A 26,285-nucleotide genomic window follows, 5' to 3' on the forward strand; every position below is an offset into this window, starting at 1 on the left:
AGATGCAGGATCAAGTGCTGGAACAGGCGCAGGCCTCCAAATCCACGGCCCCGGTATTGCTGCAGGTGAAGGGCCTGAAGGTGGGCTATGGCGGTATTCAGGCTGTCAAGGGCGTGGACTTTCAGGTGCATCAGGGTGAACTGGTGTCGCTGATCGGCTCCAACGGTGCAGGCAAAACCACGACCATGAAGGCTGTCACGCGGGGTCTGCCGATTGCCGATGGCGAAATTCTCTATCTGGGCCAAAGCATCAAGGGCAAGGGTGCCTGGGATCTGGTGGCCGAAGGCCTGGTCATGGTGCCCGAGGGGCGCGGCGTGTTCGCACGCATGACGATTACCGAAAACCTGCTCATGGGGGCCTACACGCGCAAGGACAAGGCTGGCATACAGGCGGATATCGAGCGCATGTTCGGCATCTTTCCGCGCCTGAAGGAGCGCAAGGATCAGCTGGCAGGCACCATGTCCGGGGGCGAGCAGCAGATGCTGGCCATGGCCCGCGCACTCATGAGTCAGCCCAAGGTGCTGCTGCTGGACGAGCCCTCCATGGGTTTGTCGCCCATCATGGTAGACAAGATCTTCGAGGTGGTCAGCGATGTCTATGCGCTGGGCGTGACCATGGTGCTGGTGGAGCAGAACGCCAGCCGCGCGCTGGCGCTGGCCGATCGAGGCTATGTCATGGAGTCCGGCATCATCACCATGACGGGGCCGGGCCAGACCTTGCTGAGCGATCCGCGCGTGCGTGCGGCTTACCTGGGAGAGTAAGCCTCGACGAGACTGCTGGCGCTTTCGATCGCAGTGCGCTATCTCGCCGTGATGCTCTGCTGCAGCCAAGGGTGAACCCTAATTCCCCTTAAATTCAAGAAAATGACAAAAAAATGACGTTTTTTATGGTTCTTTGATTGTTTTATTCATTTCTTTTTAGTTCCTTTTAATTCTTTTTTGTCATTGAATAGAATTTGCTTATTACAAAAAGAAGTATTTGGAACGTTTTCGCGTGGCTCAGTGAAATGCTCAAGGAGTCGGCGCGTTGGGTGGGCGGATTGCTGCTCTCCGGTGTTGTCTGGAGGAATCACAGGCTTTATGACAGCGCCTAGCATGGCGAAGAGCTTGTATTTTATTTTTCGTGGTGCCCGAAGGGGTGTCTTGAAGACGCGCTGAAACGCACAATGACTCAAGAGTAAACTCCGCCCCGTTTAAGCCGGGAACCATGCACTTTTTTTGCAGTGAGTCGCCTGGTTTCTTTTCCCCGGTAAGGAGCATTCATGCTGTTTGGCAAGCTATTGCCGCGCGAAGGCAATTTTTTCGAGATGTTCAATCAACATGCGGACCGCATCGTTGAAGCAGCTCATGCTTTCTCGCAACTCGTTGCAAATTACAACGATCCCCATCTGCGCGAAAAATACAACGCTGATGTGGACAACGCCGAGCGCGCAGCCGACCGTGTGACCCATGATGTCACCAAGCTGCTGCACAAGACCTTCATCACGCCCCTGGATCGCGAGCATATCCACTCGCTGATCAACACCATGGACGACGTGGCCGACCTGATTCAGGACTCGGCCGAGACCATGGCCCTGTATGACGTGCGTCACATGACAGACGAAATCACACGTCTGACCGATCTGTGCGTGCGTTGCTGCGAGCGTCTGCGTGATGCTGTCAAGCTGCTGGATCGTCTCTCGGATCCCACGATTGTGGACGCCGCGAGCAAGACCTGCGACGAGATCGACCGCCTGGAAGGCGATGCCGACCGCGTGATGCGCGCGGCCATGAGCAAGCTGTTCCGTGAAGAGCCCGATGTGCGTGAGGTGATCAAGCTCAAGGCCATCTATGAGCTGCTGGAAACCATCACGGACCGCTGCGAAGACGTGGCGAACCTGATCGAGGGCATCGTCCTCGAGAATTCCTGATTCTCGCTGGAGCCCGATCATGGAGCCGGTACAGGCAGCCCTCTGGGTTGTGATTTTGCTGGTGGTGCTCGCCTTGCTGTTCGATTTCATGAACGGCTTTCACGACGCTGCCAATTCGATTGCCACCGTGGTTTCCACGGGGGTTCTCAAGCCTACTCAGGCCGTGGCATTTGCCGCGTTCTTCAACGTTGTCGCGGTTTTCGTCTTCCACCTCAGTGTGGCGGCAACCGTGGGCAAGGGTATTGTTCAGCCGGGCATTGTTGACACCCATGTCGTGTTCGGCGCTCTGGTGGGTGCCATCACCTGGAACGTCATCACCTGGATCTACGGCATTCCCAGCAGCTCCTCGCATGCCCTGATTGGCGGTATCGTGGGTGCGGTGATTGCCAAGGCCGGTGCAGGTGCGCTGATCGCCAGCGGCATCTGGAAGACTGTGGCCTTCATCTTCGTCTCTCCCGTGCTGGGCTTTCTGCTGGGCTCGCTGATGATGGTTCTGGTGGCCTGGATTTTCCGCCGTGCCAGCCCCAATCGCGTGGACAAGTGGTTCCGCCGTCTGCAATTGGTTTCTGCCGGTGCCTACAGCCTGGGTCACGGCGGCAACGATGCGCAAAAGACCATCGGTATCATCTGGTTGCTGCTGATTGCCACGGGCTATGCCAATGCCGGTGATGCCGAGCCTCCCATGTGGACCATCGTCAGCTGCTACCTGGCCATCGGCCTGGGCACCATGTTTGGCGGCTGGCGCATCGTCAAGACCATGGGCCAGAAGATCACCAAGCTCAAACCCGTCGGTGGCTTCTGCGCCGAATCCGGTGGTGCTCTGACTTTGTTCTTTGCCACCTTCCTGGGCGTTCCGGTCTCGACCACACACACCATTACCGGTGCCATCGTGGGCGTGGGTTCTACGCAGCGCGCGAGTGCCGTGCGCTGGGGCGTGGCAGGCAATATCGTCTGGGCATGGATTCTGACGATTCCGGCCAGCGCCTTTGTGGCATCCATTGCCTACTGGGTCAGCCTGCAACTGTATTGAGTTTGTGAACTCCTTGATTGATAGCTGTAACTGCTTGTCGATCAAGGGCTGAATGGAAAAAAGGCTTCGCGTTGCGAAGCCTTTTTTCATGGCTGAAACATGGAGGTCAAGCAGCCGTTTCCTGCAGACCGGGCATTGCCTGCCGCTGCATCAGGGATTTGAGTTGGCTGACCGGTGCAGGGGGGCTGAGCAGATAGCCCATGAAATGCTCGCAGCCATGCTGCGCCAGCAGGGCACGCTGCTCCAGGGTTTCCACCCCTGCGCCGACGATCGTCATCTGATGGCGGGCAGCCAGCGCGATGGCCGCCTGTACGGCGGCCTCGGCGGCATTGTTGGGGCCCAGGCGCTGCACCAGGGAATGCGAGAGCTTGAGCTGGTTCAGGGGGAGCTGATGCAGCGCTTCTTGCATATTGGAGCTGCCACCAAAATCGTCGAGTGACAGCCGCACACCCATGGCGCCGATGCGCTTGAGGCTGCTCGCGCTATCCGCATCCAGAGGACTCAGGGTCTGCGCGGAAAGCTCCAGCAGCAGCAATGCAGGATCGGCCCCTGTCTGGCTGAGAATGCTCTGCACTTGCTCGGCCAGGTCCGCTTGCCGAAGCTGCTTGGCGCTGATGTTGACGCAGATGGGCAGCCTGTCCAGTTGCAGCTCGGCTTTCCATCTGGCCAATTGTTCACAGGCGGCCTGAATGCTCCAGCGGCCAAGCGCAACGATGATGTCGGTCTCCTCTGCCACGGACAGGAAGATGCTCGGGGGTACCAGACCTCGCCTGGGATGACGCCAGCGCAGCAGGGCCTCCAAGCCGTTGACTTCGCCGCTGGCGGAATACTGGGCCTGGTAATGCAGCTCGAACTGGCCGAGGCGCAGGGCTTCCCGCAGATCCTGCTCCAGGCGGCTGCGGTCGTTGGCCGGAACCTGCTGCTCGGGGCTGAAGAAGTGCAGGCCGCGAGCCTCTTCATCGCGCAGACGGTACATGGCGACCTCTGCCTGCTGCAGCAACTCGGTGGCGGAGCGGGAGTGCGGGCCGAACAGGGTGGCGCCGATATTGGCCTCCAGCATCACGCTTTTGTGGCCGAGCTGGTAGCTGCCGTTCAGGCTTTCCTGCAGACGCTCTCCAAGACGTTCCACCAGCACCGTGGTCATTTCGATATCCGGGGACAGATCCGAGACCATGATGACAAAGTGCGCGGCATCCAGTCTGGCTACGGTATCGCAGGAGCGTACGCAGCCGAGCAGGCGCTGTGCGATGTGCGGAGCCAGGCAGGACTGGCTGTCTCCCGTGCTGGCGGTCGGGCCCGCCACCGGCTCCATGTCTATGGTCAGCAAGGCGCCGCGCCAGCCCGTGCGCTCGGACTGGATCGTGGCCTGGGACAGCCTGTCCAGCAGCAGGCGCCGGTTGGGCAGATTGGTCAGTACATCAAAGAAGGAAAGGCTTTCTGCCTCGTTGCCATGAGGCAGCAGCTCCTTGCAGGCGAGCACGGTGTAATTGGCCGATAGGGCGTGAGCCGACAGATTGAGCTTGCGTCCATTGGGCAGCTGAAACTGGGCATTGGCTTGCTGGCGCGCAATCAGGGCTTGATGACTTTCGGCGATATGGTTCAGGGCCGGTGCAGCGTTGGCCGGGGCTGCTGTTGCGGCGGCTTGCAGAGCGGCTTGCAGAGGCATGCCTACTTTGAGGGCGGAAGCCAGCCAGGGGAATATCTGCAGATAACCATCATTCCAGCGTTGCGCCCGGTTCTGAGCATCCAGCAACACATAGCCGCTGCTGGTTTGTTCAAGAATGCGGAAAAGCTGTTCTCCGTACACGCCCACCAGGCTGGTGGCAGCTGGAAAGGCGTTTTGCCCGTGCACTTCGGATCTGGCAGACTTTTCGTTGGTTGCAGACATAAGACCTCTTCGGACTGGTGCAGCAAAGCCGTCGTAGTGCGAAAACTGCTTGGATGCAGTCTTTGCAAGATGTTCGTCAGTTGGGCATTGTGAGTTCTATGGAATCGGCAGGCGGCGCTTTGCGCCCAGTAAGTGAAAAATTAGACTTTTGCTTACAAAAGCGGCGAAGCCGAAGCCGCTTTGGAGTGGGTGAGAGCCCCTGGTTCAGAGCGCTGCAGCTACTGTGAAATCTTGCGTGCCTCTTCGACCTGATATTCAAAGTAGTGCTGGAAGCTGTAGGCGATGCTGGCCATCAGCACGGTGGCCCCCAGCATCAGGGACAGGCTTACGGCAAAAATCGTGGTCCATTGGGTGCGCCCTGCAGGCGCGTCGGCATTCATCCATGGGTTGAAGAGCCGGTTCCAGTTTCCTTGCTCCATCAGACCGTAAAGGATGGCGCGCAGGGCGCAGCCTGCTATCGTGAAGCCGAGCAAAGGGATCAGCAGCCAGCTCAGCCTATCGTCCTGCCCCAACTGCTGCACGCGCTCGATGCCGTAGATGCCAAGTGCAGTGGGAATGGGCAGCAGCCAGCCCAGCCAGTCCCCAAGGCCGTGCAGGTAGAAGCGATGCAGTCCCAGAGGCCCGCCGAGCAAGGCCAGCCAGGAGGCAATCGTCTTGTTTTTGGGGCGAGGGGTAGGGGTCGAGGCGGGAACAAGTTGGTTCATGGTCTGGTGCGCGGGCAGAAAACGAAAGAACCCGTCCATTATTCCCTTCGCATCAATTACGGGGCTCAGGGCAATTGCGCTTCATTTTCAGGAAGTCCTCTGTGCCAACTATGCCCATTTGCCACTGCTATAGGCAGCTTCGGCAGAACTCGATATAATTTCCGGTTTTACGGCGTGTCGCTGGCCGGGTGGTCATGTCGCGTGTCTCAAACGCTGTAAGAAAACCTGCGCAGCTGGTCAAATTTTTGATGGCACTGGCTGTAACCACCCGAAGGAAACATCATGGTTGTTATTCGTCTCTCCCGCGGCGGCTCTAAGGCTCGTCCTTTCTACAACATCGTTGCAGCTGACAAGCGCGTGCGTCGCGACGGTGCTTTCATCGAACGTCTGGGTTTCTACAACCCTAGCGCTCGTGGCGCCGAAGAAGGCCTGCGTCTGGCTCTGGACCGCGTGAACTACTGGAAGAGCGTTGGTGCTCAAACTTCCGATACGGCTGAACGCCTGATCAAGGAAGCTGCAAAGAAGGTTGCTGCCTAATTTAGGCGGTCGCTCTCTAGGCACCTTTACCAAAGCGGGTTCCGTTGGCTTGCCTGACGGGACCCGTTTTTTATTGAAATTCTGCATTTTCTGCTGATCCCATGAGCCACATGCCTGTTCTTCAAGCCACGAGCTTGCCTGCTGATGCCATTGAAGTCGGTCGCATTGCCGATGCCTGGGGAATCAAGGGCTGGTTCAAGGTGCATGCCTTCAGCAGCGCCCCAGAGGCCCTGTTTGCCGCCAAGGACTGGTTTTTGCAGCCTGCCGAGAAAGGTGCCAAGCATTTCACGGGTACCGTGGTGCTGCCCGTCAAGCAGGCCCGCTTCCATGCCGACACCATCGTGGCAACCTCGCTTGAAGTCGCCGACCGCAACGCCGCCGAGGCTCTGCGCGGTGCCCGCGTCTTTGTGGCGCGCGAGCATTTCCCCAAGACCGAGGATGGTGAGTTCTACTGGGTGGATCTGATGGGGCTGAACGTGGTCAACCGCGAAGGTGTGACCCTGGGGGTGGTCAAGGACTTGATGGCCACCGGCCCGCAGACTGTTCTGGTGCTGGGCTATGAACAGGACGGCAAGGAGCAGGAGCGTCTGATACCCTTTGTCGATGCCTATGTGGATTCGGTGGATCTGGCCGGCAAGAAGATCGTGGCCGACTGGCAGCCCGATTATTGAACTGGAATGCTTTTTTTGCTATTTAGTTTGTAGCTGAAATCGCTTTTATATCAATGCGTTTCGACATTATTACGCTGTTTCCTGAGCTGTTCGCTCCATTTCTTGAGAGCGGGGTGACGCGCCGTGCCTACAGCTCGGGCCAGGTGGCAGTGCATCTGTGGAATCCGCGTGACTGGGCCGAAGGCAATTACCGCCGTGTGGATGATCGTCCATTTGGCGGAGGCCCCGGCATGGTGATGATGGCCGAGCCGCTGCAGCGCTGCCTCGAAGCGATTCGCTCGGCACGCGCCGAAGTCGATGCACAGGAACAGGCAGAGCCTGCTCCTGTGGTGTTGTTCTCACCCATAGGTACGACCCTCAAGCATGCCGTGGTGGCCGATTGGGCCGAAAGCCGGGGTGCGGTGCTGCTCTGTGGCCGCTATGAGGGCATTGACCAGCGTTTCATTGATAGAAATGTCACTCATCAACTGAGTCTGGGTGACTTTGTACTTTCGGGTGGTGAGCTGGCAGCCATGGTGTTGCTGGACTCTTTGGCGCGTCTGCAGCCCGGTGTGCTTAATGATGAAGGCAGCTTTCAGCAGGACAGCTTCAATCCTGCGCTTGACGGTTTGCTGGACTGCCCCCACTACACTCGCCCAGAAGTCTGGAATGACCAGGAGGTGCCAGCCGCGCTGCTCTCCGGCCATCACTCCAATATCGAGCGCTGGCGTCGCGATCAGCGCTTGAGCATCACGGCCGAGCACAGGCCCGAGTTGATAGAGCAGGCCCGCGAACAGGGGCTGCTCAATGCCAAAGATGAGGGTTTTTTGGCAAAAACAGCGTCCAAGCTATAATTGCAGGTTCTTTGATCCTCTATCCGGCCGCTGCAAGGAAATAGCGGGACAGCTTTCGGGCTGTTCTTGTAATGCAGCAATAGCACCAATCCCGGCGCTTGCCAATTCTGGCGCGGACAAGATCAAGGTGGACTAAATCATGAATCTGATCCAGACCCTCGAGCAAGAAGAAATCGCTCGCCTGAACAAGACCATCCCCGAATTCGCCCCCGGTGACACCGTCATCGTGAGCGTGAACGTGGTGGAAGGTAACCGTAAGCGCGTGCAGGCTTACGAAGGCGTGGTGATTGCCAAGCGTAATCGCGGCCTGAACAGCGGCTTCACAGTGCGCAAGATCTCCAGCGGTGAAGGCGTGGAACGTACGTTCCAGACCTACTCTCCTCTGATCGCCAAGATCGAAGTCAAGCGTCGCGGTGATGTGCGCCGTGCCAAGCTGTACTACCTGCGTGAGCGTAGCGGCAAGTCTGCTCGTATCAAGGAAAAGCTGCCCCAGCGTGTTAACAAGACTGCTGCTGCAGCCGAGTAATACACGCATCGGAAGTGATTCCGTAAAAGCCGCTACAGTTCGCTGTGGCGGCTTTTTTTATGTCTGCCTTGGTTCGTGATTCTTGCTTTGGGGTTTGGCCGAACACATACATGCCTGCATCTGATAATTCTTCGCTCCCCGTGGTGGGCATTGTTGATCCGCGCAAGGCTCGCCTTCTGGGCATTGATAGCCAGTTGCCGGCTGTGCCGCTGGCTGCTCAGACGCCTCAGGCCTTGCGCACGCGCTTTGCCCAGCCACCGCAGTGGCTGCCCGAGGCCATGCAGGAAAAGCGCATCACGGCCAAGCAGCCTTCCGATGCGGCCGTGCTCGTGCCCATCGTCATGCGCGAGCAGCCCACCGTGTTGCTGACCGTGCGTTCGGCCAGACTGTCCACGCACTCGGGTCAGGTAGCTTTTCCGGGCGGTAAACGTGACCCGCAGGATGTTTCGGCCGAGGCCACGGCATTGCGCGAGGCGCATGAGGAAGTGGGACTGGCTCCCAAGAATGTCGAGGTGCTGGGTCGTTTGCCCATTTACGTGACAGGTACGGCGTTTCACATCACCCCTGTGGTGGCGCTGGTTCACCCGCAGGCCAGTTACTTCCCCAATCCGGGAGAGGTGGCCGATCTGTTTGAGGTTCCCCTGTCCTATCTGCTCAATCCCGCGCATCATGAACGTCATGCCATGCTGTGGCAGGGGGTTGATCGCGAATGGTTTGCCATGCCTTATCAGGATGGTGAGCAGCAACGCTATATCTGGGGCGCGACAGCGGGCATGTTGCGCAATCTTTACCGTTTTTTGGCGGCTTGAGACAGCAGTTGTAACAAGCCGGTAAACAGCGCAGCTATGATGAAGCAATGAGCTTTTTTGCCATCCTGATCGCACTGCTGCTGGAACAGGCGCGCCCGCTGGCCCGATCCAATCTGGTACAGGCCGGTTATCGCGCCTGGACCGTGACCGTGCGGAGCAACTTTGATGCGGGCAAGCCCCACCATGGCTGGCTTGCCTGGGCGATGGCCGTGCTGCTGCCCAGCGTTATCGTGCTGGGCATATTCTGGGCGCTGATGGAGTTCATAGGCTGGCCTGCAGCCATGCTGTGGAATGTCGCGGTGCTCTATGTCACGCTGGGTTTTCGCCAGTTCAGCCACCACTTCACGCGGATTCGCGATGCGCTCGATGCCGGTGATGAATTTGCCGCCCGTCAGGCCCTGGCCGATTGGCAGCAGGTCGATGCCAGCGAGGTACCACGCAGCGAAGTAGTGCGCCATGTCATCGAGTACTCGGTGCTGGCAGCGCACCGTCATGTGTTTGGCGTGCTGTTCTGGTTTTCGATTCTCTCGGCTCTGGGGCTGGGACCGCTGGGTGCCATTCTCTACCGCATGGCTGAATATCTGTCGCGTGCCTGGTCGCGCAAGGGTGCGGAAGGTCTTCGGGCACCGACCAGCGAGCGTTTGCAGTCCGCCGCAGCCAAGGCCTGGTATGTGATCGATTGGCTGCCGGCGCGGCTGACGGCGCTGTCCTTTGCCATGGTGGGCAGCTTTGAGGAGGCCATAGACAACTGGCGCGTCTATGCCCAGCGCTTTCCCAATGACAACGATGGCGTGATTCTGGCTGCCACTGCGGGTGCCATCAATGTCCGCCTGGGGGGCGAGGCCTTGCGCCGCCGCGATGCGGCTGACGGCGAAGAGGGCGACGATGCACAGTGGACGGGCAGCGATGTCACTCCGGGGCGGGAGCCGGAAATGGCTCATTTGCGCAGTGTGGTGGGGCTGGTCTGGCGTTCGGTCGTGGTCTGGCTGCTGCTGCTGGCCTTGCTGACCTTTGCCCGTCTGCTCGGTTGAGCACCCGGACATCGCCTTCTGCGTGGCAGCAGCTTGGTGCATGAGCGCTCAAGCCGCAGCGGGTCATCGAAGTCCTATGTTGCGCATTGCCATATACCAAGGTGGCTCAGGTGCGACGGGCATGCCGGGCACTGTTCAAGGTGCCATCAGCGAGCAGGGCGCTCGTGGTGCTTGGCGCGATAGAAGCTGAGTATGCGTCGCACATATTCACGCGTCTCCGCATAAGGAGGCACACCGCCATACTGTTGCACGGTTCTCTCGCCCGCGTTGTAGGCTGCCGATACCAGTGCCACATCGCCCTCGAAGCGCTCCAGCAGCCAGCGCAGGTAGGCCAGGCCGCCACGCACGTTCTGCTCGGGATTCCAGGCATCGCGCACGCCAAAACGCTCGGCCGTCTCGGGAATGAGCTGCATGAGGCCCTGAGCATTGCGCGGCGACAGCGCCTGCGCCTCGAAATTCGACTCCGAGCGTACGATGGCCAGTGCCAGCCGCGGATCAATAGAGAAACGCGGTGCGAGGCGCTGCACCAGCTCGGCCATGCGCCGCTTCTCCCTGGGCAGGCTGCTCACATAGCTGGCCACCACCTCGTGGGGGACGGCCTCCTGGCTGGCCTCCAGAAACTCCTGTGCGGGCGCATCGCCCTGGGTCAGGCAGTCGGGCAGCCGGTCGCCAGGGAGCTTGCCGGCCAGCAGCAAGCGGGCTTTCTCATGGCCGCGCTGGGCGGCCAGGGCCAGCAGCGTCGTGCCCGTGGCAGGGTCGGGAGTCAAGCCTCGCCCCAGCAACAGCAGCCGGCCCAGCCGGTATTGGGCTTCGAGGCTGCCATAGCGTGCTGCCGCGCAATAGCGCTGCGCTGCGCGCCATGGCTGCCGGCTCAGCTCGGCCTTGTAGCCTTCTTCGATCCAGCGAGACAGCGTGGGTGGCTCGTCCTCCCAGCTGGGGGCGGAGTCCGTGCCCTGGGCCCAGGCCAGGCTCATGCCTGCATATAGCGCGACGGCGAGGGCGGCTTGCAAACAGGGCTGGAAAACTCTGGGCTTCATGACGTGAACACCGGGTTGTGGCCGGCAGCCAAGCCCGGAGGCCGAGCACTCGTGCCGGCGCTCATCGGGCTTGGAATGGCTGCGTGGCAAACGCTGAAATTGCTCTCATATGGCGCGGCCCTGCGGCTTGGCTGGCCTCGCGCTCAGTAGCGGGGTTCCTGACTCAGTTCATCGAACAGCTCGCCATAGATCCGGTAGCGGTTGGCACTGATGGAGTGGGGGCTGTCCTGCGCTTCGACCTGGGCCATGACGGCGCAGCCAGGCTCATGCAGATGGGTGCAGTTGTAGAACTTGCACTGGTCCGCCAGTGCGCCGATGTCGGGCATGCAGGCTGCCAGTTGCGTGGCGGCAATGTGATAGAGGCCGAACTCCTGAAATCCTGGCGAGTCGATGATGGCGGTGGTGCGTGCCTCGTCCACCCAGTACAAGGTGGTGCTGGTGGTGGTGTGCTTGCCGGTGTTCAGCGCCTGCGAAATTTCGTTGGTCGCCACCTTGGCATCGGGCAGCAGCAAGTTGATCAAGGTGCTCTTGCCTACGCCCGAAGGACCGAGAACCAGGGTTGTCTTGCCTTGCAGCAGACCGATGATGGCGTCGCGATCCTCGTCGTCCGCATCTTCCAGCGACAGCGGCAGCACCATGTAATGCGGTGCAGCGTTCGCGGCATCACGCATGGTCCGGTAAGGCTCCAGCCGCTGCCAGGCGCGCAGGAAGGGCTCTTCCAGGTCCATCTTGTTGAGCGCAATGATGGGCTTGATGTGTGCGGCCTCGGCGGCGATCAGCGCGCGGGCGAGCTGCACTTCGCTGAATACCGGCTCGGCAGCTATCAGAATCAGGAGCTGGTCCAGGTTGGCAGCAAAGGTCTTGGTGCGGATGTCATCCTGGCGGTAGAAGACGTTGCGGCGCTCCACAATTTTTTCGATCGTGCCCTCATCGCCCTGGCCGGGTGGGGGAGCCAGCCATTGCACATGGTCGCCCACCACGGCCTGGCTTTTCTTGCCGCGCGGGTGGCAGATGCGGCGTTCGCCGTCCGGGGTCTCGACCACGCAATGACGGCCATAGCTGGCGACCACCAGGCCTGTCTGGGTGTCGCCTGTTGCTTGGGCGCCTGGGCGCCGTCCTTGTTTTGCCATAAGGATCAGGCCGGATTCAGCAGTGCTTCGATGCGGCGTGCGCAGTCGATGTCGGTCTCGGAGATGCCGCCCACATCATGGGTGTTGAGGCTGACCTTGCAGCGGTTGTAGCCCACCTCCAGATCGGGGTGGTGGTCCTGCTGATGGGCAATCAGGGCCAGCGCGTTCACAAAGGCCATGGTTTCGTAGAAATTCACGAAACGGAAGGTCTTGCTGATGGCCGCGTTGCCGGCCAGCAGCTCCCAGCCCTCGAGGGTTGCCAGCTGCTCTTGCACTTGCTCTGTGCTCAGGGCGCTGCGCTTGAGCTGGGACCAGTCTTTCTGTTGCAGTGTGGGTGTGCTCATGTCTGAATTCGTTGTGGTGTTACAAGCTGCCTGCAGGAGCCGGCATGCGCGCCAGGCGATCCACGGCAGGAGGGTGTGAATAGTAAAAGCTCACATACCATGGGTCTGGCGTGAGTGTGGAGGCATTGTCCTCGTAAAGCTTGAGCAGTGCTGAAGCCAGTTGTGCACCATCGGCCTGCTGCATGGCATAGGCATCGGCCTCGAACTCGTCGCGGCGCGACATGGCGGACATCAGCGGCGTGACGAAGAAGCTGAACACCGGCACGGCCAGCATGAACAGCAGCAGGGCCAGCGCATTGTTTTCGGCAGCCACGTCGATGTTCGGGCCCAGCAGCACAGAGACTCCGAGTCCCGTGTAGAACCAGAGTTGCTGGCTGAGCCAGCCCAGCAGCGCAAAGCCCAGCAGCGAGACGCCGAACATCAGGACCATGCGCTTGCTGATGTGCTTGTGCTTGAAGTGGCCCAGCTCGTGAGCAAGCACGGCTTCGACTTCGCCGGGGCTGAGCTGCCTGAGCAAGGTGTCAAAGAACACCACGCGCTTGGAATTGCCGAAACCCGTGAAATAGGCGTTGGCATGCGCCGAGCGGCGGCTTCCGTCCATCACGAACAGTCCCTTGGCCGCAAAGCCGCAGCGCTCCATCAGCCGGGTCACGCGGCTCTTGAGGCTTTCATCGGCCAGCGGTTCGAACTTGTTGAACAGCGGTGCAATAAAGCTGGGGAAAATCCACATCAGCAGCAGATTGAAAGCCGTCCAGGCGCCCCAGGCCCAGAGCCACCACAGCGGGCCGGTCGAGCCCATGAGCCAGAGAATCAAGGCCGCCAGCGGCAGGCCGATGATGGCGCCCACCAGCGTCGACTTGAGCAGATCGGCCAGCCACAGGCCTGGCGTCATCTGGTTGAAGCCGAAGCGCTGCTCCAGCCTGAAGGTCTGATAGAGCGACAGGGGAAGCTCGATCAGCGCCGAGATCACGGCAAAGCTGGCAAGCAGCGCCAGCTGCTGCCACAGGCCGGGGCTGATGAATTCCAGCAGCCAGCGGTTGAGCCAGTCCAGCCCGCCCAGCAGCGTCCAGCACAGCAGCACGGTGGCCGACAGCGTGATGTCGATCAGCGACACCCTGGCCTTGGCCAGCGTGTAGTCGGCCGCCTTCTGATGGGCGGACAGGCTGATGCGATGGGCAAATGCCGGTGGCACGGCGTCGCGGTGGGTGGCCACATGGCGCACCTGGCGCGAAACAAGCCACACGCGCAGCAGCCATTGCAGGGCCACGGCCGTCGCAAACAGCAGCGAAAGTGCCAATGTGAAATCTAGTCTGGAAGCCATGTATTGGCAGTGTAGGCGACAATTTGCGCCATGTCTGAAGCTTCCTGTACGAATTCCGTCAGCGCCGCCCCCGTGGCCGCTACCCCACCGGTTCTGCCCAAGTCCGATCTCAATATGGTGTGGCTGGACTGCGAAATGACGGGGTTGAACCCCGACCGCGACCGCATCATCGAGATTGCCGTGGTGGTCAGCAGCTCCGATCTGCAGATTCGCGTCGAAGGCCCGGTATTCGCCATTCATCAGTCCGACGAGCTGCTGGGCGGCATGGATGCCTGGAACAAGGGCACACATGGCAAAAGCGGCCTGATCGACAAGGTCAAGGCTTCGACCATCAGCGAAGCAGAGGCGGAAGCCGCGCTGATTGCCTTTCTGGGCAAATACGTGCCCAAGGGCAAGACGCCGCTGTGCGGCAACAGCATTGGTCAGGACAGGCGCTTCATGGAGCGCTACATGCCCAAGCTCAACAATTTCTTTCACTATCGCAATATCGACGTGAGCACGCTCAAGGAGCTGGCCAAGCGCTGGAAGCCCGAGGCCTATACCTCCTTCAAGAAGGCGCAGCGTCACACGGCTCTGGCCGATGTGCACGAGTCCATCGACGAGCTGCAGCATTACCGCCAGCAACTGCTCAGCGTCTGATGGTGCGGTGGCGGGTCGGTATAGCCCTGCCACTTGCGGGAAAACCCGGTACATGCGACAATGCACTGCTTACCCGATCAATGGGTAATTTTTGCGCATCTCCATCACACACCGGGTTCTTACTTGCGTGCAACGGCCTGCCCAGCGCCGACACGACAAGCCATAACACCCATCTGCCCCGTTTTGCGAACGGGCCAGTCAAAGTCTGACGGTGGATGTTGATAACCAACCGTCAAAGAAGCGAGCAGCACGCTGACTGCGTCGCTTTTTGCGTGAGCTATTCATGACAGAAAACTCCCTGGAGCAGGGCCAAGTGGCCGCTGCTGATATTGCTTTGTCTTCTCCCGAACTCGATTCCCGTCTGGACGCCATGCTGGCCGACATGGACGCGGAAGATGCCGCTGTCGAAGAAACCCAAGCCGCCGACGAACCCAATGGCTTCGTAGAACTGGGTCTGGCCCCCGAACTGATCCAGGCCGTGACCGACCTGGGCTATACCCAGCCTACCGCTGTGCAGCTGCAAGCGATTCCCCTGGCCATGGGCGAAGGTGCCGATGCCGACGGCTTCATCGACCTGATGGTCTCCAGCCAGACTGGCTCGGGCAAGACCGCTGCCTTCCTGCTGCCCGTGCTGCACACCCTGATCAAGCAGCGTGCCGTGGCCGATGCGGCCGCCAAGGCTGAATTCGAGCGCCTGTGCGCCGAAGCTGCGGCCAAGGGCGAGCCCGCTCCCAAGCGCAACAAGCGCAAGGACCCCACCAACGCCCGCAACTTCAAGGCCGCCGTGCCCGGCGCCCTGGTGCTGTGCCCCACGCGTGAGCTGGCCCAGCAGGTGGCGCATGACGCCATCGAGCTGGTCAAGCACTGCCGCGGCATCCGCATCGCTAACGTGGTGGGCGGCATTCCTTACCAGCTGCAAATCGCCAAGCTGCAGAACGCCGATCTGGTGGTGGCCACTCCCGGCCGTCTGCTGGACCTGCAGCGCTCCATGCAGATCAAGCTGGACAAGGTGCAGTTCCTGGTGGTCGACGAAGCCGACCGCATGCTGGACCTGGGCTTCTCCGACGATCTGGCCGAAGTCAACCAGCTGACGGCCGAGCGCAAGCAGACCATGATGTTCAGCGCCACGTTTGCTCCCCGCATTCAGCAGCTGGCCATGCGAGTGATGCATGACGGCGGCGCCAACGTGAAGAAGATCACGATTGCCACGCCCCAGGAGAAGCACGCCAACATCAAGCAGGCGCTGTTCTGGGCCGACAACATGCAGCACAAGCGCAAGCTGCTCGACCACTGGCTGCGTGACAGCAGCATCAACCAGGCCATCGTGTTTGCGTCCACCCAGGTGGAATGTGACGGTCTGGCCAACGATCTGCAGCAGGACGGTTTCTCTGCCGTGGCCCTGCACGGTGCTCTGAGCCAGGGCCTGCGCAACCGCCGCCTGATGGCGCTGCGCAACGGCCAGGTGCAGATCCTGGTGGCCACCGATGTGGCTGCTCGCGGTATCGACGTGCCCACCATCACCCACGTCTTCAACTACGGCCTGCCGATGAAGGCCGAGGACTATACCCACCGTATCGGTCGTACCGGTCGTGCGGGCCGCGAAGGCGTGGCCGTGACGTTTGCGGAATTCCGCGACCGTCGCCGCGTGTTCGACATCGAAGGCTATACCCGCCAGCAGTTCAAGGCCGAGACCATTCCCGGCATGGAACCCCAGCAGCGTTTCCCCGCCTCTGGCGAGCGTGACGGTCGCCGTGGCGGCGGCGCCGGTGGTCGCGGTGGCTTCGGTGGTCGTCGCGATGGCGAAGGCTACGGTCGCAAGTCCGGCTTCGGCAGCTTCGGCGGTGGCCGTGGCAATGATCGCGGTGGTTTCGGTGGCGACCGTGGCGGTGACCGTTTCGGTGGCGATCGCGCCGGTTTTGGTGCACCTCGTGGTGATCGCTTTGCCGATCGCGGCGGCGACCGTGGTGGTGATCGCGGCTTCGGCGGTGGCCGTCCCAGCTTCGGTGGCGAGCGTCAAGAGCGCAGCTTCGAGCGTCGTGATGATCGCGGCAGCTTTGGTGGCGATCGCGGCGGTTTCCGTGGTGGCGAGCGTCAAGAGCGCAGCTTCGGCGGTGGCGAATCGCGTGGCGGCTTCGGTGGTGGTGCCCAGCGCCGTGAAGGCGGCGATTTCGGTCGCAAGAGCTTTGGCGGTGGCCGTGAAGGCGCTCATGCCGGCGCTCCCCGCGAAGGCGGCTTCCGTGGTGGTGAATCGCGCGGCTTCGGCGGCGGCGATCGCCGTCCTGCCTTTGGTCAGGGTGCCGGCAAGCCTTATCAGCCCCATGGCGAACGTGGTGGCGAGCGCAGCTTCGAGCGCAAGCCCCGCGCACCGCGTCGCGACGAGCGTTGATCGCTGATTCGGGCTGCGGCCCGAAGCATGAAAAAAGCCGGCTCTTGAAGCCGGCTTTTTGTTGCCCATACAGGGCTGAGATAGCTCTTGAAAAGTGAGCTGCTAGCGCATGTCATTCAATGATTTCAGATGTTTTCTAATCTGAAGTCTATGAATGACGTGCGGTAGCTGCTCCATTATTTAATGTTCGGAGGCATGGCGGCCGATGTCCGGCCAGTGGTGGTGCAGATAGATCCAGGCGACCAGGCCGATCAGCATCATCAGAATCGAGCCCGTGGCCAGCAGTGCGGCCGAATGCATGACCAGCGGCGCGATCACGCCGGCCACAAAGCCGTTGGCCACCGAGCCCACCACGGCCTGCAGCGAAGAGGCCAGGCCGCGCCGCGCAGGATGGATGTCCAGCACCAGCAGCGTCACCACGGGCACCATCAGCGCCCAGCCATAGGCGAACAGGCTGATGGGAATCAAGGCCCAGCTCACATGGGCGGGCCAGATCAGATTGGCCACCAGATTGATGATGGAGGTCACGCACATCACCAGAAAGCCGTGGCGGATCTGGCGCTTGGGCGGGATGCGTCCGGCCAGGCGACCGCTGGTCCAGCTGCCGGCCATGATGCCGCCGATGGTGGCGATGAAGAACCAGAAGAACTGCGTGGGCTCGAGCTGCAGGATATCGCCCAGAAAAGCCGGTGCCGACAGCAGATAGAGAAACATGCCGTTGAACGGAATGCCGCTGGCCAGGGCCAGCAGCAGAAAGCGCGGATCGGTGAGCAAGATGCCATAGCCCTGCATCAGCGGTCTGAACTGGAAGGGCTGGCGTTTTTGCGGCGGCAGCGATTCGGGCAGAAACTTGACGTTGATGAGCCAGAGCAGCACGCCCACGATGCTCAGGAACCAGAAAACGGCCTGCCAGCTCAGGTGCACGAACAGCCAGCCGCCGATCACGGGAGCTAGAGCCGGTGCAACGCCGAAGAAGATGGTGATCTGCGCCATCACGCCCTGGGCCTGGGTCGGCGGAAAGATGTCGCGCACGATGGCGCGCGAGACCACGATGCCGGCGCCCGTGGACAGGCCCTGCAGCGTACGGAATATCACCAGCTGGGTGATGTTCTGCGACAGCGCGCAGCCGGCCGAGGCGATGGTGAACATCACCAGTCCCCAGAGGATGACGGGGCGGCGTCCGAAGCTGTCGGCCAGGGCGCCATGAAACAGGTTCATGAAGGCAAAGCCCAGCAGGTAGGCGGACAGGGTCTGCTGCATTTCTACGGGGGTTGCGCCCAAGGCCTTGGCAATGCCCGAGAAGGCGGGAATATAGGTGTCAACCGAGAACGGGCCCAGCATGCCGAGAATGGCAAGCAGCATGGCCAGAGTCCAACGCGGTCCGCGCCAGAACGTGGAGAGGTCGTTTTGCATAGTGAGTCTTGGGTGGGCAAATACTGCCCGGGGATGCCTGCATGATGCCTGATATGGCGCGGCTCCGGTGTCGGCGCCCATGCTTTTGCAGATTCGGCGGCGCTTGGGCGCGGCCAAGAAAAAAGCCAAAGTTCCTGAGAACTTTGGCTTTTGAATTATGGTGGGCCCTGAGTGATTCGAACACTCGACCAACGGATTAAGAGTCCGCTGCTCTACCAACTGAGCTAAGAGCCCGCCGGATAAACCGGAGGATCAATCTGAAGAATCAGACCGAAGAAAATTTTGGTGGGCCCTGAGTGATTCGAACACTCGACCAACGGATTAAGAGTCCGCTGCTCTACCAACTGAGCTAAGAGCCCGCCGGATAAACCGGAGGATCAACCTGAAGAATCAGACTGAAGAAATTTTTGGTGGGCCCTGAGTGATTCGAACACTCGACCAACGGATTAAGAGTCCGCTGCTCTACCAACTGAGCTAAGAGCCCGCCGGAGTAAATCCGGAGGATCAATCTGAAGAATCAGACTGAAGAAATTTGGTGGGCCCTGAGTGATTCGAACACTCGACCAACGGATTAAGAGTCCGCTGCTCTACCAGCTGAGCTAAGAGCCCCACACAACGCCTGCGCTGCAAGCGAGACTGCAATTATGCGCTAATTCTGGAGGGCTTGCAGGAAAACCCGCGGGTTTTTTTAATCCAGTGCGTTGCGGCGTTGCAATTCCACGAACAGACCCGCCTGGTCCAGGTCGCCCAGGCCGTTTTTCACTCCCTCGGCATAGAGCTGCTCCAGCAGGCCGGTGATGGGCGCGTCAAAGCCGACTTCCTCGGCCGTGGCGATGGCGTTGCGCATGTCCTTGAGCTGCACCGTCATGCGCCCGCGTGGCGCAAAGTCGTGCTTGACCATGCGTTCGCCATGCACTTGCAGGATGCGGCTGTCGGCAAAGCCGCCGGAGATGGCTTCACGAACCTTGGCAGGGTCGGCGCCGCCACGTTCGGCCAGCAGCAGCGCTTCGGCCACGGCACCGATGGTGATGCCCACGATCATCTGGTTGGCCAGTTTCGCGAGCTGGCCTGCGCCGTGCGGGCCCACATGGGTGGCACGGCCAAGCGCTGCAAAGACGGGCAGGGCATGTTCGAAATCCGCAGCCTCGCCACCGGCCATGATGGCCAGCGTGCCGGCTTGCGCACCCAGCGTGCCGCCCGAGACGGGCGCATCCAGATGCCGCACGCCCAGCGCGGCAAGCTTGCCCGCATGTTCACGCGCCTCGCGTGGCTGGATGGAAGCCATGTCGATGAGCAGCGAGCCCTTGGGCATGGCATCGGCAACCCCCAGCGTGAACAGCACTTCGCCCACGATGGCGCCGCTCTCCAGCAGGCTCACGGCGAAGTCCACGCCGCGTACGGCATCTGCCGCGCTGTCGTGGATGCTCACGCCATCGGCAGCCAGCGGCTCGGCCTTGGCGCGGGTGCGATTCCAGACGTGGACCTCATGGCCGGCCTGGGCCAGGCGGCGGGCCATGGGCAGGCCCATCATGCCCGTGCCCAGAACGGCGATCTTCAATGTGTTCATGGCGTTGTTTCCCTGGAGCTTTTATGAATGACGACATGCTAAGCCCTGGTGAAGGCCGCAATCGCGGCCATGATCACAGATCAGTTGTGCGCGCAGGATGCAGAAAAAGGGACAGCCGAAAACAACAAGGGCAGCCTGAGCTGCCCTTGATGCTTTTTTTGGAGGTTCACCTTCGCGCTGGTGAGTCGCGCTTTACGGCCTACATCAGCAGATGCTCGCCGGCGTTGTCGCCGCCGAGGATGACGTAGTTGACCTTGCGGATGTCCATGAGCTTGGTGCCGCCGGAGTAGCTGATGGAGGACTGCACGTCCTGCTGCATCTCGACCAGCGTGTTCATCAGCGGGCCCTTGACGGGCTCCAGAATGCGCTTGCCTTCCACATGCTTGTACTCGCCCTTGTTGAAGTCGGAGGCCGAGCCGTAGTATTCCTTGAACAGCTGGCCGTCCACTTCCACGGTCTTGCCGGGCGACTCTTCATGGCCCGCAAACAGGGAGCCTATCATCACCATGGTGGCACCGAAACGGATGCTCTTGGCGATGTCGCCGTGGCTGCGGATGCCGCCGTCGGCAATGATGGGCTTGGTCGCCACGCGGGCGCACCACTTGAGCGCCGACAGCTGCCAGCCGCCCGTGCCGAAGCCGGTCTTGAGCTTGGTGATGCAAACCTTGCCGGGACCCACGCCGACCTTGGTGGCGTCCGCACCCCAGTTTTCGAGGTCGATCACGGCCTCGGGCGTGGCGACGTTGCCGGCAATCACAAAGGCCGCAGGGATCTTGGCCTTGATGTAGGCAATCATGTTCTTCACGCTCTCGGCATGGCCGTGGGCAATGTCGATGGTGATGTATTCGGGGCAGATGCCGTCGGCCACGAAGCGGTCCACCGTCTCGTAGTCCGGCTGCTTGACGCCCAGAGAGATGGAGGCAAACAGTCCCTTGGACTGCATGTCCTTGGTGAAGGCCACGTTGTCGATGTCAAAACGGTGCATCACATAGAAGAAACCGTTTTGTGCCAGATAAGTGCAGATCTTCTCGTCCACCACCGTCTTCATGTTGGCGGGCACCACAGGCAGCTTGAAGCTGAGGTTGCCCAGCACCACGCTGGTGTCACATTCCGAACGGCTTTCCACGCGACACATGCGGGGCAGCAAAAGAATGTTGTCGTAGTCGAAGATTTCCATGGTTCCAAGCTCCGGAAAAGGTCACGGCGGGAATCTCACCCACCTCAATTTTCAAGGATAGGCGCTTGGCTTGGAGCCCGGTTTTTGGCAGTGCCGGCATGCAGCAGGCAAAAAAAACCGGGCCTCAAAAAACTTGGGCCCGGTGATTGATTCTATACGGCGCTGGCGCAAATCGTATGTTCCGGCATCGTTATGAGGGTTATAAGGATTTTCTTATAGCGTCACTTTTGCCCTGTGTGTCACCCGGTGTGCCATAGACCCGCATGAAGGCATCCACGGCGCGCTCGGTGCACAGGGCAATCTCCTGCGCGGTAGGGGCGGGCAGGTGCTGGAACATGAAGCGCGGCAGCAGCTCGGCTTCCAGCAGCGCCAGCAGATGATGGCGCATGACTTCTGTATCGGCATTGCGCAGCAGCCGGCGCTCGATGCCCTGCTGCAAAAAGGCGTTGATGGCAGCGTTGCCGCGCGCCGGCCCCATGTCCCAGCAGCGTTGGCCGATATTGGCGCGACCGCCTTCGGAGACCAGCAGGCGGCGCACGGACATCACCTCCGGCGAATACAGCAGACCCAGGAAACGCTGGCCAAAGTTGCGCAGCGTCTGCGCCGCATCGTCATTGCCGGTCTGCAGCGCCAGCATGGTGTTCTGGAAGTCGGCCTCGGAGGCCTGGAACATCACCTCCAGAAACAGCGCTTCCTTGGACGGGAAGTAGTTGTAGAGCGTGGCCTTGGAGCCGCCCAGCCGCGTGCAGATCTCGGACATGGAAGTGCGCTCGAAGCCCAGTTCGCCAAAGGTGGCCGCTGCAACGTCAATGATGGCTTGTCGCTTTTCTTCCGTTTTGGTGCGCATGGGGCGAAATGTCCTGTGGCGGTTGTGATGTCTTTCAGTGTAGCGCTTGCGATATCAAACGCTGGAAACATATACTGTACCGTACAGTTCATTATTAAAGTATTTCATGACTCAATGCATAGCCGCCGCGCCGCAGAGGATTCGGCGCGGGCGCCATGGCTGGTGGGTTCTGGGCTTGCCGGCGGTTCTGGCAGCCTGTGCCCAGATTCCCGAATGGGAGGGCAAGGCCATGCTGGCGCAGCCCGTGCCCGAGACTCTGCAGGCTGCAAGCCATGCTCCGCCCATGGACTGGCCCACCCAGCAATGGTGGCAGCGCTATGGCGACGCACAGCTCGATCAGCTGATCGCCGAGGCTATGGAGGGCGCTCCCGATATGGCGGCCGCCGCCGCCCGCGTGCAGCAGGCCAGGGCCATGCTGGGCGTGAGCGAGGCGGCCTCTGCGCCGCAGCTTTCCGCCCGCGCCTCGGTCAGCGAGGACAAGCTCAGCTACAACCATCTGACGCCAGAGGCCTTCGCGCCGCGCGGCATGAATGACTACGGCCGCGCCACGCTGGACCTGAGCTGGTCGCTGGACCTGTGGGGTAAGCAGCGCGCCGCCGTGGCCGCCGCTGCCGGCGAACTGGCAGCGCGCGAGGCCGATGCAGCCCAGGCGCGTCTTGTGCTGTCCAGCAATGTGGCCCTGGCCTATGCACAGCTGCTGCGCCTGGCCGCCAATGCGCAGACGCTGGAGCAATCGGTGCAGGTGCGCCGGACCACGGCCGGGTTGTTTGAGCAGCGCTATGCCAACGGGCTCGAAAACCAGGGCAGCGTGCACAGCGCCAGGGCGCGTCTGGCGGCTGCACAGGCCGAGCTGGCACAGATGCAGGAACAGGTCGGCTTGCAGCGCAACAGCATTGCTGCGCTGATTGGCGCCGCTCCCGATCGTGGTGCGGCCATCGTGCTCGATGCCGGGCGCCTGCAATCACCGTGGCAGCAGCAATGGGCCTTGCCGCAGCATTTGCCGGCGCATCTGCTGGGCCGTCGCCCCGATGTGGTGGCGGCCCGCCTGCAGGCACAGGCGCTGGAGTCGCGCGTGGCATCGCAGCAGGCCGAGTTCTATCCCGATGCGAATCTCAGCGCCTTTGTCGGCGTGCAGTCGCTGGGCCTGGACATGCTGAGCCGCAGCGGCTCCGGCATCGCTAGCGTGGGGCCGGCCGTCAGCCTGCCGATCTTCAATGGCGGCCGTTTGCGCTCGCAACTGGGTGCCGCGCGCGCCCGTTATGACGAGGCCGTGGCCCAGTACCGCAGCACGCTGAACCGGGCCTTGCAGGAGGTGGCGGACAACGCCGTCAGCCAGCGAGCGCTGCAGCAGCAACTGACGGCCATGCAGCAAGCCGTGACGGCCGCGACCGAGGCGCATCGCGTGGCGCGCAACCGCTATGAAGGCGGGCTGGCGCGCTATCTCGATGTGCTGTCGGCCGAAGACCAGTTGCTGGCCAGCGTGCGCCAGCTGGTCGATGTGCAGTCGCGCGCCCTGACGCTCGATATCGGTCTGCATCGCGCACTGGGCGGCGGCTGGAGCGAGTCCACCGGCGCCCCTGATGCGGCTGCGCCAAAGGCCTGAGCCACTTTCCTGAACTGAATGACTTACGCAAAACGGGTTCCGGCAAGACGACTGCCTCAGGCGGCAGGCCGTGATTGCATTCCTGTTTGCGTAGGTCCCATGAATATTTCCAAGGTTTTTGTATGACTGAAAACGCTTCTTCCGTGAGCGCGAATCCTGCCGTGCGCGAACAGCGCCGCAACCGGCTGCTGGCCGGGCTGGCTGGCGTGGTGCTGCTTGGCGGTGCGGGCGCCGGCGCCTATTGGTGGCTGCATGCCTCCCACTTCGTCTCCACCGACAACGCCTATGCGGCGGCCGAGGTGGCGCAGGTCACGCCGTCCATAGGCGGCACGGTGCTGGAGGTGCTGGTCAGGGACACCCAGGCCGTCAAGCAAGGCGATGTGCTGCTGCGCATCGATCCCACGGACGCCAGGCTGGCACTGGCCCAGGCCGAGGCCGAGCTGGCCCGCGCCATGCGCCGCGTCAAGGGCTATGTGGCCAATGATGGCGGCCTCAAGGCCCAGGTGACGGCACGCGAGGCCGATGAAAAGCGCGCGGCCGCGCAGCTGCTGGCGGCCGAGGCCGATATGGAACGTGCCACCATCGATTTGCAGCGCCGCCAGGCCCTGGCCAGGAGTGGTTCGGTCTCGGGCGAGGAGCTGACGCAGGCGCAGAACGCTTTTGCCGCAGCCAAGGCGCAGCTGGCATCGGCCGTGGCCGCGCAGGCCCAGGCCAGGGCCAACCGCGAAGCCGCCATTGGTGCCAAGCAGGTCAACGCCACCTTGATCGAGGGCGCGGATGCACAGAGCAATCCCGAGGTGCAGCTGGCGCAGGCGCGTCGCGATCAGGCCCAGGTCGATCTGGATCGCAGCACGGTGCGCGCTCCCGTCGATGGCGTGGTGGCCAGGCGCAGCGTGCAGATCGGTCAGCGCGTGCAGGCCGGCGCGCCCTTGATGACGGTGGTGCCGGTGCAGCGGATCTATGTGGATGCCAATTTCAAGGAGGGCCAGCTGGGCAAGGTGCGCGTGGGCCAGCGCGTGCAGCTGCAGTCCGATCTGTACGGCAGCGATGTGAAGTACAGCGGCACTGTGGTGGGCTTCAGCGGCGGCTCCGGCTCGGCGTTTGCAGCCATTCCCGCGCAGAACGCCACGGGCAACTGGATCAAGGTGGTGCAGCGCCTGCCCGTGCGCATTCAGCTCGATGCCGCCGAGCTGGCCAGGAACCCGCTGCGCGTGGGCCTGTCCATGCAGGTGACGGTGGACACCCGCAGCGGCCCTGCCGACGCAGCCGGCGTGGCGACCACGGCCGCGCAGTGAGCGTCTCATGAGCGATCACAACGCAAGTGCGGCCGCAGCGGCCGATGCGCCTGCCGTGCCCATGGCCGCCGGCATGGTGCCGCTGACGGGGGGCACGCTGTGGCTGGCGGCCCTGGTGCTGGCAGCGGCCAACTTCATGGCCGTGCTGGACATGACGGTGGCCAATGTCTCCGTGCCCAGCATTGCCGGCAACCTGGGCGCGACCACCAGCCAGGGCACCTGGGTCATCACCAGCTACGCGGTGGCCGAGGCCATCACCGTGCCGCTGACCGGCTGGCTGGCGGCGCGCTTCGGCGCGGTGCGCGTGTTTGCCACGGCCATGGGCTTGTTCGGTCTGGCATCGCTGCTGTGCGGTCTGGCCAATTCGCTGGGCATGCTGGTGTTTGCGCGCATCTTGCAGGGCCTGGCCGGCGGCCCGCTGATGCCGCTGTCCCAGTCGCTGCTGCTGCGCATCTTCCCGCCGCGGATGGCGCCTGCGGCCATCGGCCTGTGGTCCATGACTACGCTGATAGCTCCCGTGCTGGGCCCCATCGTGGGCGGCTGGATCTGCGACGAGTACACCTGGCACTGGATCTTTCTGATCAACATCCCGGTGGCCCTGGTCTGCGCGTTCGCGGTCTGGCATCTGGTCAGGCGCTACGAGCAGCCGCTGTTCAAGAACCCCATAGACACCGTAGGCCTGGTGTTGCTCATCGTCTGGGTGGGTTCGCTGCAGCTGATGCTGGACGAAGGCAAGAACCTGGACTGGTTTGCCTCGCCCATGATCGTGGCGCTGGCCGTGGTCGCCGTGGTGGGCTTTGCGGCCTTCATGATCTGGGAGCTGCATGCCGAGCACCCGATCGTGGATTTGCGCGTCTTCAGGCACCGCGGCTTTTCCATGGCCGTGTTGACCATCAGTCTGGCGTTTGCAGCCTTCTTCGCCGTCAATGTGCTCACGCCGCTGTGGCTGCAGAGCTTCATGGGCTACACGGCCACGCTGGCGGGTCTGGTCACGGCCTGGACGGGCTTGTTCGCGCTGTTCGTGGCGCCGGCTGCGGCCGGGCTGGCGGCCCGGGTGGACCCGCGCCGGCTGATCTTTGGCGGCGTGTTCTGGATGGGGGTGATCACCTTCTGGCGCGCGTTCGCGACCACGGACATGGGCTATTGGGACATCGCCCTGCCGCTGATGTTCATGGGGCTGGGTCTGCCGTTCTTCTTCATCCCGACCACCGGGCTGGCGCTGGCCAGCGTGGAGCCGCAGGAGATGGACAACGCCGCCGGCCTGATGAACTTTCTGCGCACCCTGTCGGGCGCGGCCGCGGTCTCCGTGGTCAACACGGCCTGGGAGAATGGCACGACGCGCAAGCATGCGGATCTGGTGGGTTTGAGCGATGCCAGCGGCGAGGTGTTGCACGGGCTGCAGCAGTCGGGCATGAGTCCTGATGCGGCGCTGTCGGCGCTCGATCAGCTCATCACCAGCCAGAGCGTGATGCTGGCCACCAACCAGATCATGTTCATCATCGCGGGCGGCTTTGTGCTGGCAGCCTGCGCGATCTGGCTGGCACCGAGGCCGAGCCGCACGGTCGAGCCCGGTGCGGGTGGACACTGA

General features: G+C 61.9%; 24 protein-coding genes and 4 tRNA genes. 14 read left to right on the forward strand and 14 right to left on the reverse strand.

Going from position 1 to position 26,285, the window contains the following annotated elements; all coding sequences use genetic code 11:
- Positions 1 to 2: 2 nt before the first annotated feature.
- The 3 genes from FSY45_RS09320 to FSY45_RS09330 all read left to right on the forward strand — a co-directional run bounded on the left by FSY45_RS09320 (position 3) and on the right by FSY45_RS09330 (position 2,939).
- Positions 3 to 761: an ABC transporter ATP-binding protein gene (locus tag FSY45_RS09320; protein WP_034362735.1), complete on the forward strand. Its 759-nt coding sequence runs from the start codon at positions 3 to 5 to the stop codon at positions 759 to 761.
- 500 nt (positions 762 to 1,261) lie between these two features.
- Positions 1,262 to 1,909: a DUF47 domain-containing protein gene (locus FSY45_RS09325; protein WP_003067851.1), complete on the forward strand. Its 648-nt coding sequence runs from the start codon at positions 1,262 to 1,264 to the stop codon at positions 1,907 to 1,909.
- Positions 1,910 to 1,928: 19 nt separating this feature from the next.
- On the forward strand, positions 1,929 to 2,939 hold the full coding sequence (locus FSY45_RS09330; protein ID WP_003067849.1) for an inorganic phosphate transporter: 1,011 nt from the start codon (positions 1,929 to 1,931) through the stop codon (positions 2,937 to 2,939).
- A 106-nt stretch (positions 2,940 to 3,045) separates the two neighbouring features.
- Here FSY45_RS09330 and FSY45_RS09335 read toward each other — a convergent pair whose 3' ends face one another.
- Together FSY45_RS09335 and FSY45_RS09340 are read right to left on the reverse strand one after the other, a co-directional pair.
- Entirely contained in the window at positions 3,046 to 4,827 is a 1,782-nt protein-coding gene (locus FSY45_RS09335; protein WP_046460310.1) for a bifunctional diguanylate cyclase/phosphodiesterase, read from the reverse strand.
- Between the two features lie 218 nt (positions 4,828 to 5,045).
- Positions 5,046 to 5,531: an NINE protein gene (locus FSY45_RS09340; protein WP_046460340.1), complete on the reverse strand. Its 486-nt coding sequence runs from the start codon at positions 5,529 to 5,531 to the stop codon at positions 5,046 to 5,048.
- Between the two features lie 282 nt (positions 5,532 to 5,813).
- Between FSY45_RS09340 and rpsP the strand changes: the two genes are divergently transcribed.
- The 6 genes from rpsP to FSY45_RS09370 all read left to right on the forward strand — a co-directional run bounded on the left by rpsP (position 5,814) and on the right by FSY45_RS09370 (position 9,938).
- Entirely contained in the window at positions 5,814 to 6,068 is a 255-nt protein-coding gene (gene rpsP, locus FSY45_RS09345; protein ID WP_003058210.1) for a 30S ribosomal protein S16, read from the forward strand.
- 101 nt (positions 6,069 to 6,169) lie between these two features.
- Entirely contained in the window at positions 6,170 to 6,739 is a 570-nt protein-coding gene (gene rimM / locus FSY45_RS09350) for a ribosome maturation factor RimM (protein WP_003067842.1), read from the forward strand.
- A gap of 53 nt (positions 6,740 to 6,792) precedes the next feature.
- A complete protein-coding gene (trmD, locus tag FSY45_RS09355) occupies positions 6,793 to 7,572 on the forward strand; it encodes a tRNA (guanosine(37)-N1)-methyltransferase TrmD (RefSeq protein WP_012837206.1) in 780 nt (259 codons plus the stop codon).
- A 139-nt stretch (positions 7,573 to 7,711) separates the two neighbouring features.
- On the forward strand, positions 7,712 to 8,098 hold the full coding sequence (gene rplS / locus FSY45_RS09360; protein WP_003067838.1) for a 50S ribosomal protein L19: 387 nt from the start codon (positions 7,712 to 7,714) through the stop codon (positions 8,096 to 8,098).
- A 110-nt stretch (positions 8,099 to 8,208) separates the two neighbouring features.
- Positions 8,209 to 8,907: a CoA pyrophosphatase gene (locus FSY45_RS09365; protein ID WP_003067836.1), complete on the forward strand. Its 699-nt coding sequence runs from the start codon at positions 8,209 to 8,211 to the stop codon at positions 8,905 to 8,907.
- A 47-nt stretch (positions 8,908 to 8,954) separates the two neighbouring features.
- Positions 8,955 to 9,938, forward strand: a complete 984-nt coding sequence (locus FSY45_RS09370) for a CobD/CbiB family protein (RefSeq protein ID WP_003067835.1) — start codon at positions 8,955 to 8,957, stop codon at positions 9,936 to 9,938.
- Positions 9,939 to 10,084: 146 nt separating this feature from the next.
- Here FSY45_RS09370 and FSY45_RS09375 read toward each other — a convergent pair whose 3' ends face one another.
- The 4 genes from FSY45_RS09375 to FSY45_RS09390 form a co-directional block, all read right to left on the reverse strand.
- Positions 10,085 to 10,975: a lytic transglycosylase domain-containing protein gene (locus FSY45_RS09375; RefSeq protein ID WP_046460311.1), complete on the reverse strand. Its 891-nt coding sequence runs from the start codon at positions 10,973 to 10,975 to the stop codon at positions 10,085 to 10,087.
- A 143-nt stretch (positions 10,976 to 11,118) separates the two neighbouring features.
- Positions 11,119 to 12,105 carry a ribosome small subunit-dependent GTPase A gene (gene rsgA, locus FSY45_RS09380; RefSeq protein ID WP_046460312.1) on the reverse strand — a complete coding sequence of 329 codons (987 nt, stop codon included), beginning with the start codon at positions 12,103 to 12,105 and terminating at the stop codon, positions 11,119 to 11,121.
- 5 nt (positions 12,106 to 12,110) lie between these two features.
- On the reverse strand, positions 12,111 to 12,449 hold the full coding sequence (locus FSY45_RS09385; RefSeq protein ID WP_003067828.1) for a 4a-hydroxytetrahydrobiopterin dehydratase: 339 nt from the start codon (positions 12,447 to 12,449) through the stop codon (positions 12,111 to 12,113).
- A 19-nt stretch (positions 12,450 to 12,468) separates the two neighbouring features.
- Positions 12,469 to 13,770 (reverse strand): M48 family metallopeptidase, encoded by a 1,302-nt coding sequence (locus FSY45_RS09390; protein ID WP_046460313.1) that lies wholly within the window; start codon positions 13,768 to 13,770, stop codon positions 12,469 to 12,471.
- Positions 13,771 to 13,800: 30 nt separating this feature from the next.
- Here FSY45_RS09390 and orn point away from each other — a divergent pair, with 30 nt between their 5' ends.
- A complete protein-coding gene (gene orn, locus FSY45_RS09395; protein WP_003067823.1) occupies positions 13,801 to 14,409 on the forward strand; it encodes an oligoribonuclease in 609 nt (202 codons plus the stop codon).
- Between the two features lie 283 nt (positions 14,410 to 14,692).
- Positions 14,693 to 16,795 (forward strand): DEAD/DEAH box helicase, encoded by a 2,103-nt coding sequence (locus FSY45_RS09400; protein WP_003067821.1) that lies wholly within the window; start codon positions 14,693 to 14,695, stop codon positions 16,793 to 16,795.
- Between the two features lie 180 nt (positions 16,796 to 16,975).
- On the opposite strand, the gene FSY45_RS09405 is transcribed toward FSY45_RS09400, so the two are convergent.
- The 8 genes from FSY45_RS09405 to FSY45_RS09440 form a co-directional block, all read right to left on the reverse strand.
- The gene (locus tag FSY45_RS09405) at positions 16,976 to 18,208 is read right to left on the reverse strand and encodes a multidrug effflux MFS transporter (RefSeq protein ID WP_003067818.1); all 1,233 of its coding nucleotides are present in this window, start codon (positions 18,206 to 18,208) and stop codon (positions 16,976 to 16,978) included.
- Positions 18,209 to 18,366: 158 nt separating this feature from the next.
- A tRNA-Lys gene (locus FSY45_RS09410) sits at positions 18,367 to 18,442 on the reverse strand.
- A 49-nt stretch (positions 18,443 to 18,491) separates the two neighbouring features.
- Positions 18,492 to 18,567, reverse strand: a tRNA-Lys gene (locus FSY45_RS09415).
- 49 nt (positions 18,568 to 18,616) lie between these two features.
- Positions 18,617 to 18,692, reverse strand: a tRNA-Lys gene (locus FSY45_RS09420).
- 49 nt (positions 18,693 to 18,741) lie between these two features.
- Positions 18,742 to 18,817: transfer RNA gene (locus tag FSY45_RS09425), tRNA-Lys, on the reverse strand.
- Between the two features lie 79 nt (positions 18,818 to 18,896).
- Positions 18,897 to 19,775 carry an NAD(P)-dependent oxidoreductase gene (locus FSY45_RS09430; protein ID WP_046460314.1) on the reverse strand — a complete coding sequence of 293 codons (879 nt, stop codon included), beginning with the start codon at positions 19,773 to 19,775 and terminating at the stop codon, positions 18,897 to 18,899.
- Between the two features lie 199 nt (positions 19,776 to 19,974).
- Positions 19,975 to 20,952: a GMP reductase gene (locus FSY45_RS09435; protein ID WP_003067812.1), complete on the reverse strand. Its 978-nt coding sequence runs from the start codon at positions 20,950 to 20,952 to the stop codon at positions 19,975 to 19,977.
- A 199-nt stretch (positions 20,953 to 21,151) separates the two neighbouring features.
- On the reverse strand, positions 21,152 to 21,799 hold the full coding sequence (locus FSY45_RS09440) for a TetR/AcrR family transcriptional regulator (protein WP_003067809.1): 648 nt from the start codon (positions 21,797 to 21,799) through the stop codon (positions 21,152 to 21,154).
- Between the two features lie 106 nt (positions 21,800 to 21,905).
- Between FSY45_RS09440 and FSY45_RS09445 the strand changes: the two genes are divergently transcribed.
- From FSY45_RS09445 to FSY45_RS09455, 3 genes are all read left to right on the forward strand, one after another.
- Positions 21,906 to 23,402, forward strand: a complete 1,497-nt coding sequence (locus tag FSY45_RS09445; RefSeq protein WP_046460315.1) for an efflux transporter outer membrane subunit — start codon at positions 21,906 to 21,908, stop codon at positions 23,400 to 23,402.
- 122 nt (positions 23,403 to 23,524) lie between these two features.
- Positions 23,525 to 24,697: an HlyD family secretion protein gene (locus FSY45_RS09450; protein WP_046460316.1), complete on the forward strand. Its 1,173-nt coding sequence runs from the start codon at positions 23,525 to 23,527 to the stop codon at positions 24,695 to 24,697.
- Positions 24,698 to 24,704: 7 nt separating this feature from the next.
- Positions 24,705 to 26,285 (forward strand): DHA2 family efflux MFS transporter permease subunit, encoded by a 1,581-nt coding sequence (locus FSY45_RS09455; RefSeq protein ID WP_046460317.1) that lies wholly within the window; start codon positions 24,705 to 24,707, stop codon positions 26,283 to 26,285.

This window comes from Comamonas sp. Z1 (assembly GCF_008121555.1).
GTDB classification, from domain to species: domain Bacteria; phylum Pseudomonadota; class Gammaproteobacteria; order Burkholderiales; family Burkholderiaceae_C; genus Comamonas; species Comamonas thiooxydans.

What these genes read in the sequence shown, in the direction of transcription:
- FSY45_RS09320 (WP_034362735.1), top strand. Translation starts at nt 3, where the DNA reads ATGCAGGATCAAGTGCTGGAACAGGCGCAGGCCTCCAAATCCACGGCC.
- FSY45_RS09325 (WP_003067851.1), top strand. Translation starts at nt 1,262, where the DNA reads ATGCTGTTTGGCAAGCTATTGCCGCGCGAAGGCAATTTTTTCGAGATG.
- FSY45_RS09330 (WP_003067849.1), top strand. Translation starts at nt 1,929, where the DNA reads ATGGAGCCGGTACAGGCAGCCCTCTGGGTTGTGATTTTGCTGGTGGTG.
- FSY45_RS09335 (WP_046460310.1), bottom strand. Translation starts at nt 4,827, where the DNA reads ATGTCTGCAACCAACGAAAAGTCTGCCAGATCCGAAGTGCACGGGCAA.
- FSY45_RS09340 (WP_046460340.1), bottom strand. Translation starts at nt 5,531, where the DNA reads ATGAACCAACTTGTTCCCGCCTCGACCCCTACCCCTCGCCCCAAAAAC.
- rpsP (WP_003058210.1), top strand. Translation starts at nt 5,814, where the DNA reads ATGGTTGTTATTCGTCTCTCCCGCGGCGGCTCTAAGGCTCGTCCTTTC.
- rimM (WP_003067842.1), top strand. Translation starts at nt 6,170, where the DNA reads ATGAGCCACATGCCTGTTCTTCAAGCCACGAGCTTGCCTGCTGATGCC.
- trmD (WP_012837206.1), top strand. Translation starts at nt 6,793, where the DNA reads ATGCGTTTCGACATTATTACGCTGTTTCCTGAGCTGTTCGCTCCATTT.
- rplS (WP_003067838.1), top strand. Translation starts at nt 7,712, where the DNA reads ATGAATCTGATCCAGACCCTCGAGCAAGAAGAAATCGCTCGCCTGAAC.
- FSY45_RS09365 (WP_003067836.1), top strand. Translation starts at nt 8,209, where the DNA reads ATGCCTGCATCTGATAATTCTTCGCTCCCCGTGGTGGGCATTGTTGAT.
- FSY45_RS09370 (WP_003067835.1), top strand. Translation starts at nt 8,955, where the DNA reads ATGAGCTTTTTTGCCATCCTGATCGCACTGCTGCTGGAACAGGCGCGC.
- FSY45_RS09375 (WP_046460311.1), bottom strand. Translation starts at nt 10,975, where the DNA reads ATGAAGCCCAGAGTTTTCCAGCCCTGTTTGCAAGCCGCCCTCGCCGTC.
- rsgA (WP_046460312.1), bottom strand. Translation starts at nt 12,105, where the DNA reads ATGGCAAAACAAGGACGGCGCCCAGGCGCCCAAGCAACAGGCGACACC.
- FSY45_RS09385 (WP_003067828.1), bottom strand. Translation starts at nt 12,449, where the DNA reads ATGAGCACACCCACACTGCAACAGAAAGACTGGTCCCAGCTCAAGCGC.
- FSY45_RS09390 (WP_046460313.1), bottom strand. Translation starts at nt 13,770, where the DNA reads ATGGCTTCCAGACTAGATTTCACATTGGCACTTTCGCTGCTGTTTGCG.
- orn (WP_003067823.1), top strand. Translation starts at nt 13,801, where the DNA reads ATGTCTGAAGCTTCCTGTACGAATTCCGTCAGCGCCGCCCCCGTGGCC.
- FSY45_RS09400 (WP_003067821.1), top strand. Translation starts at nt 14,693, where the DNA reads ATGACAGAAAACTCCCTGGAGCAGGGCCAAGTGGCCGCTGCTGATATT.
- FSY45_RS09405 (WP_003067818.1), bottom strand. Translation starts at nt 18,208, where the DNA reads ATGCAAAACGACCTCTCCACGTTCTGGCGCGGACCGCGTTGGACTCTG.
- FSY45_RS09430 (WP_046460314.1), bottom strand. Translation starts at nt 19,775, where the DNA reads ATGAACACATTGAAGATCGCCGTTCTGGGCACGGGCATGATGGGCCTG.
- FSY45_RS09435 (WP_003067812.1), bottom strand. Translation starts at nt 20,952, where the DNA reads ATGGAAATCTTCGACTACGACAACATTCTTTTGCTGCCCCGCATGTGT.
- FSY45_RS09440 (WP_003067809.1), bottom strand. Translation starts at nt 21,799, where the DNA reads ATGCGCACCAAAACGGAAGAAAAGCGACAAGCCATCATTGACGTTGCA.
- FSY45_RS09445 (WP_046460315.1), top strand. Translation starts at nt 21,906, where the DNA reads ATGACTCAATGCATAGCCGCCGCGCCGCAGAGGATTCGGCGCGGGCGC.
- FSY45_RS09450 (WP_046460316.1), top strand. Translation starts at nt 23,525, where the DNA reads ATGACTGAAAACGCTTCTTCCGTGAGCGCGAATCCTGCCGTGCGCGAA.
- FSY45_RS09455 (WP_046460317.1), top strand. Translation starts at nt 24,705, where the DNA reads ATGAGCGATCACAACGCAAGTGCGGCCGCAGCGGCCGATGCGCCTGCC.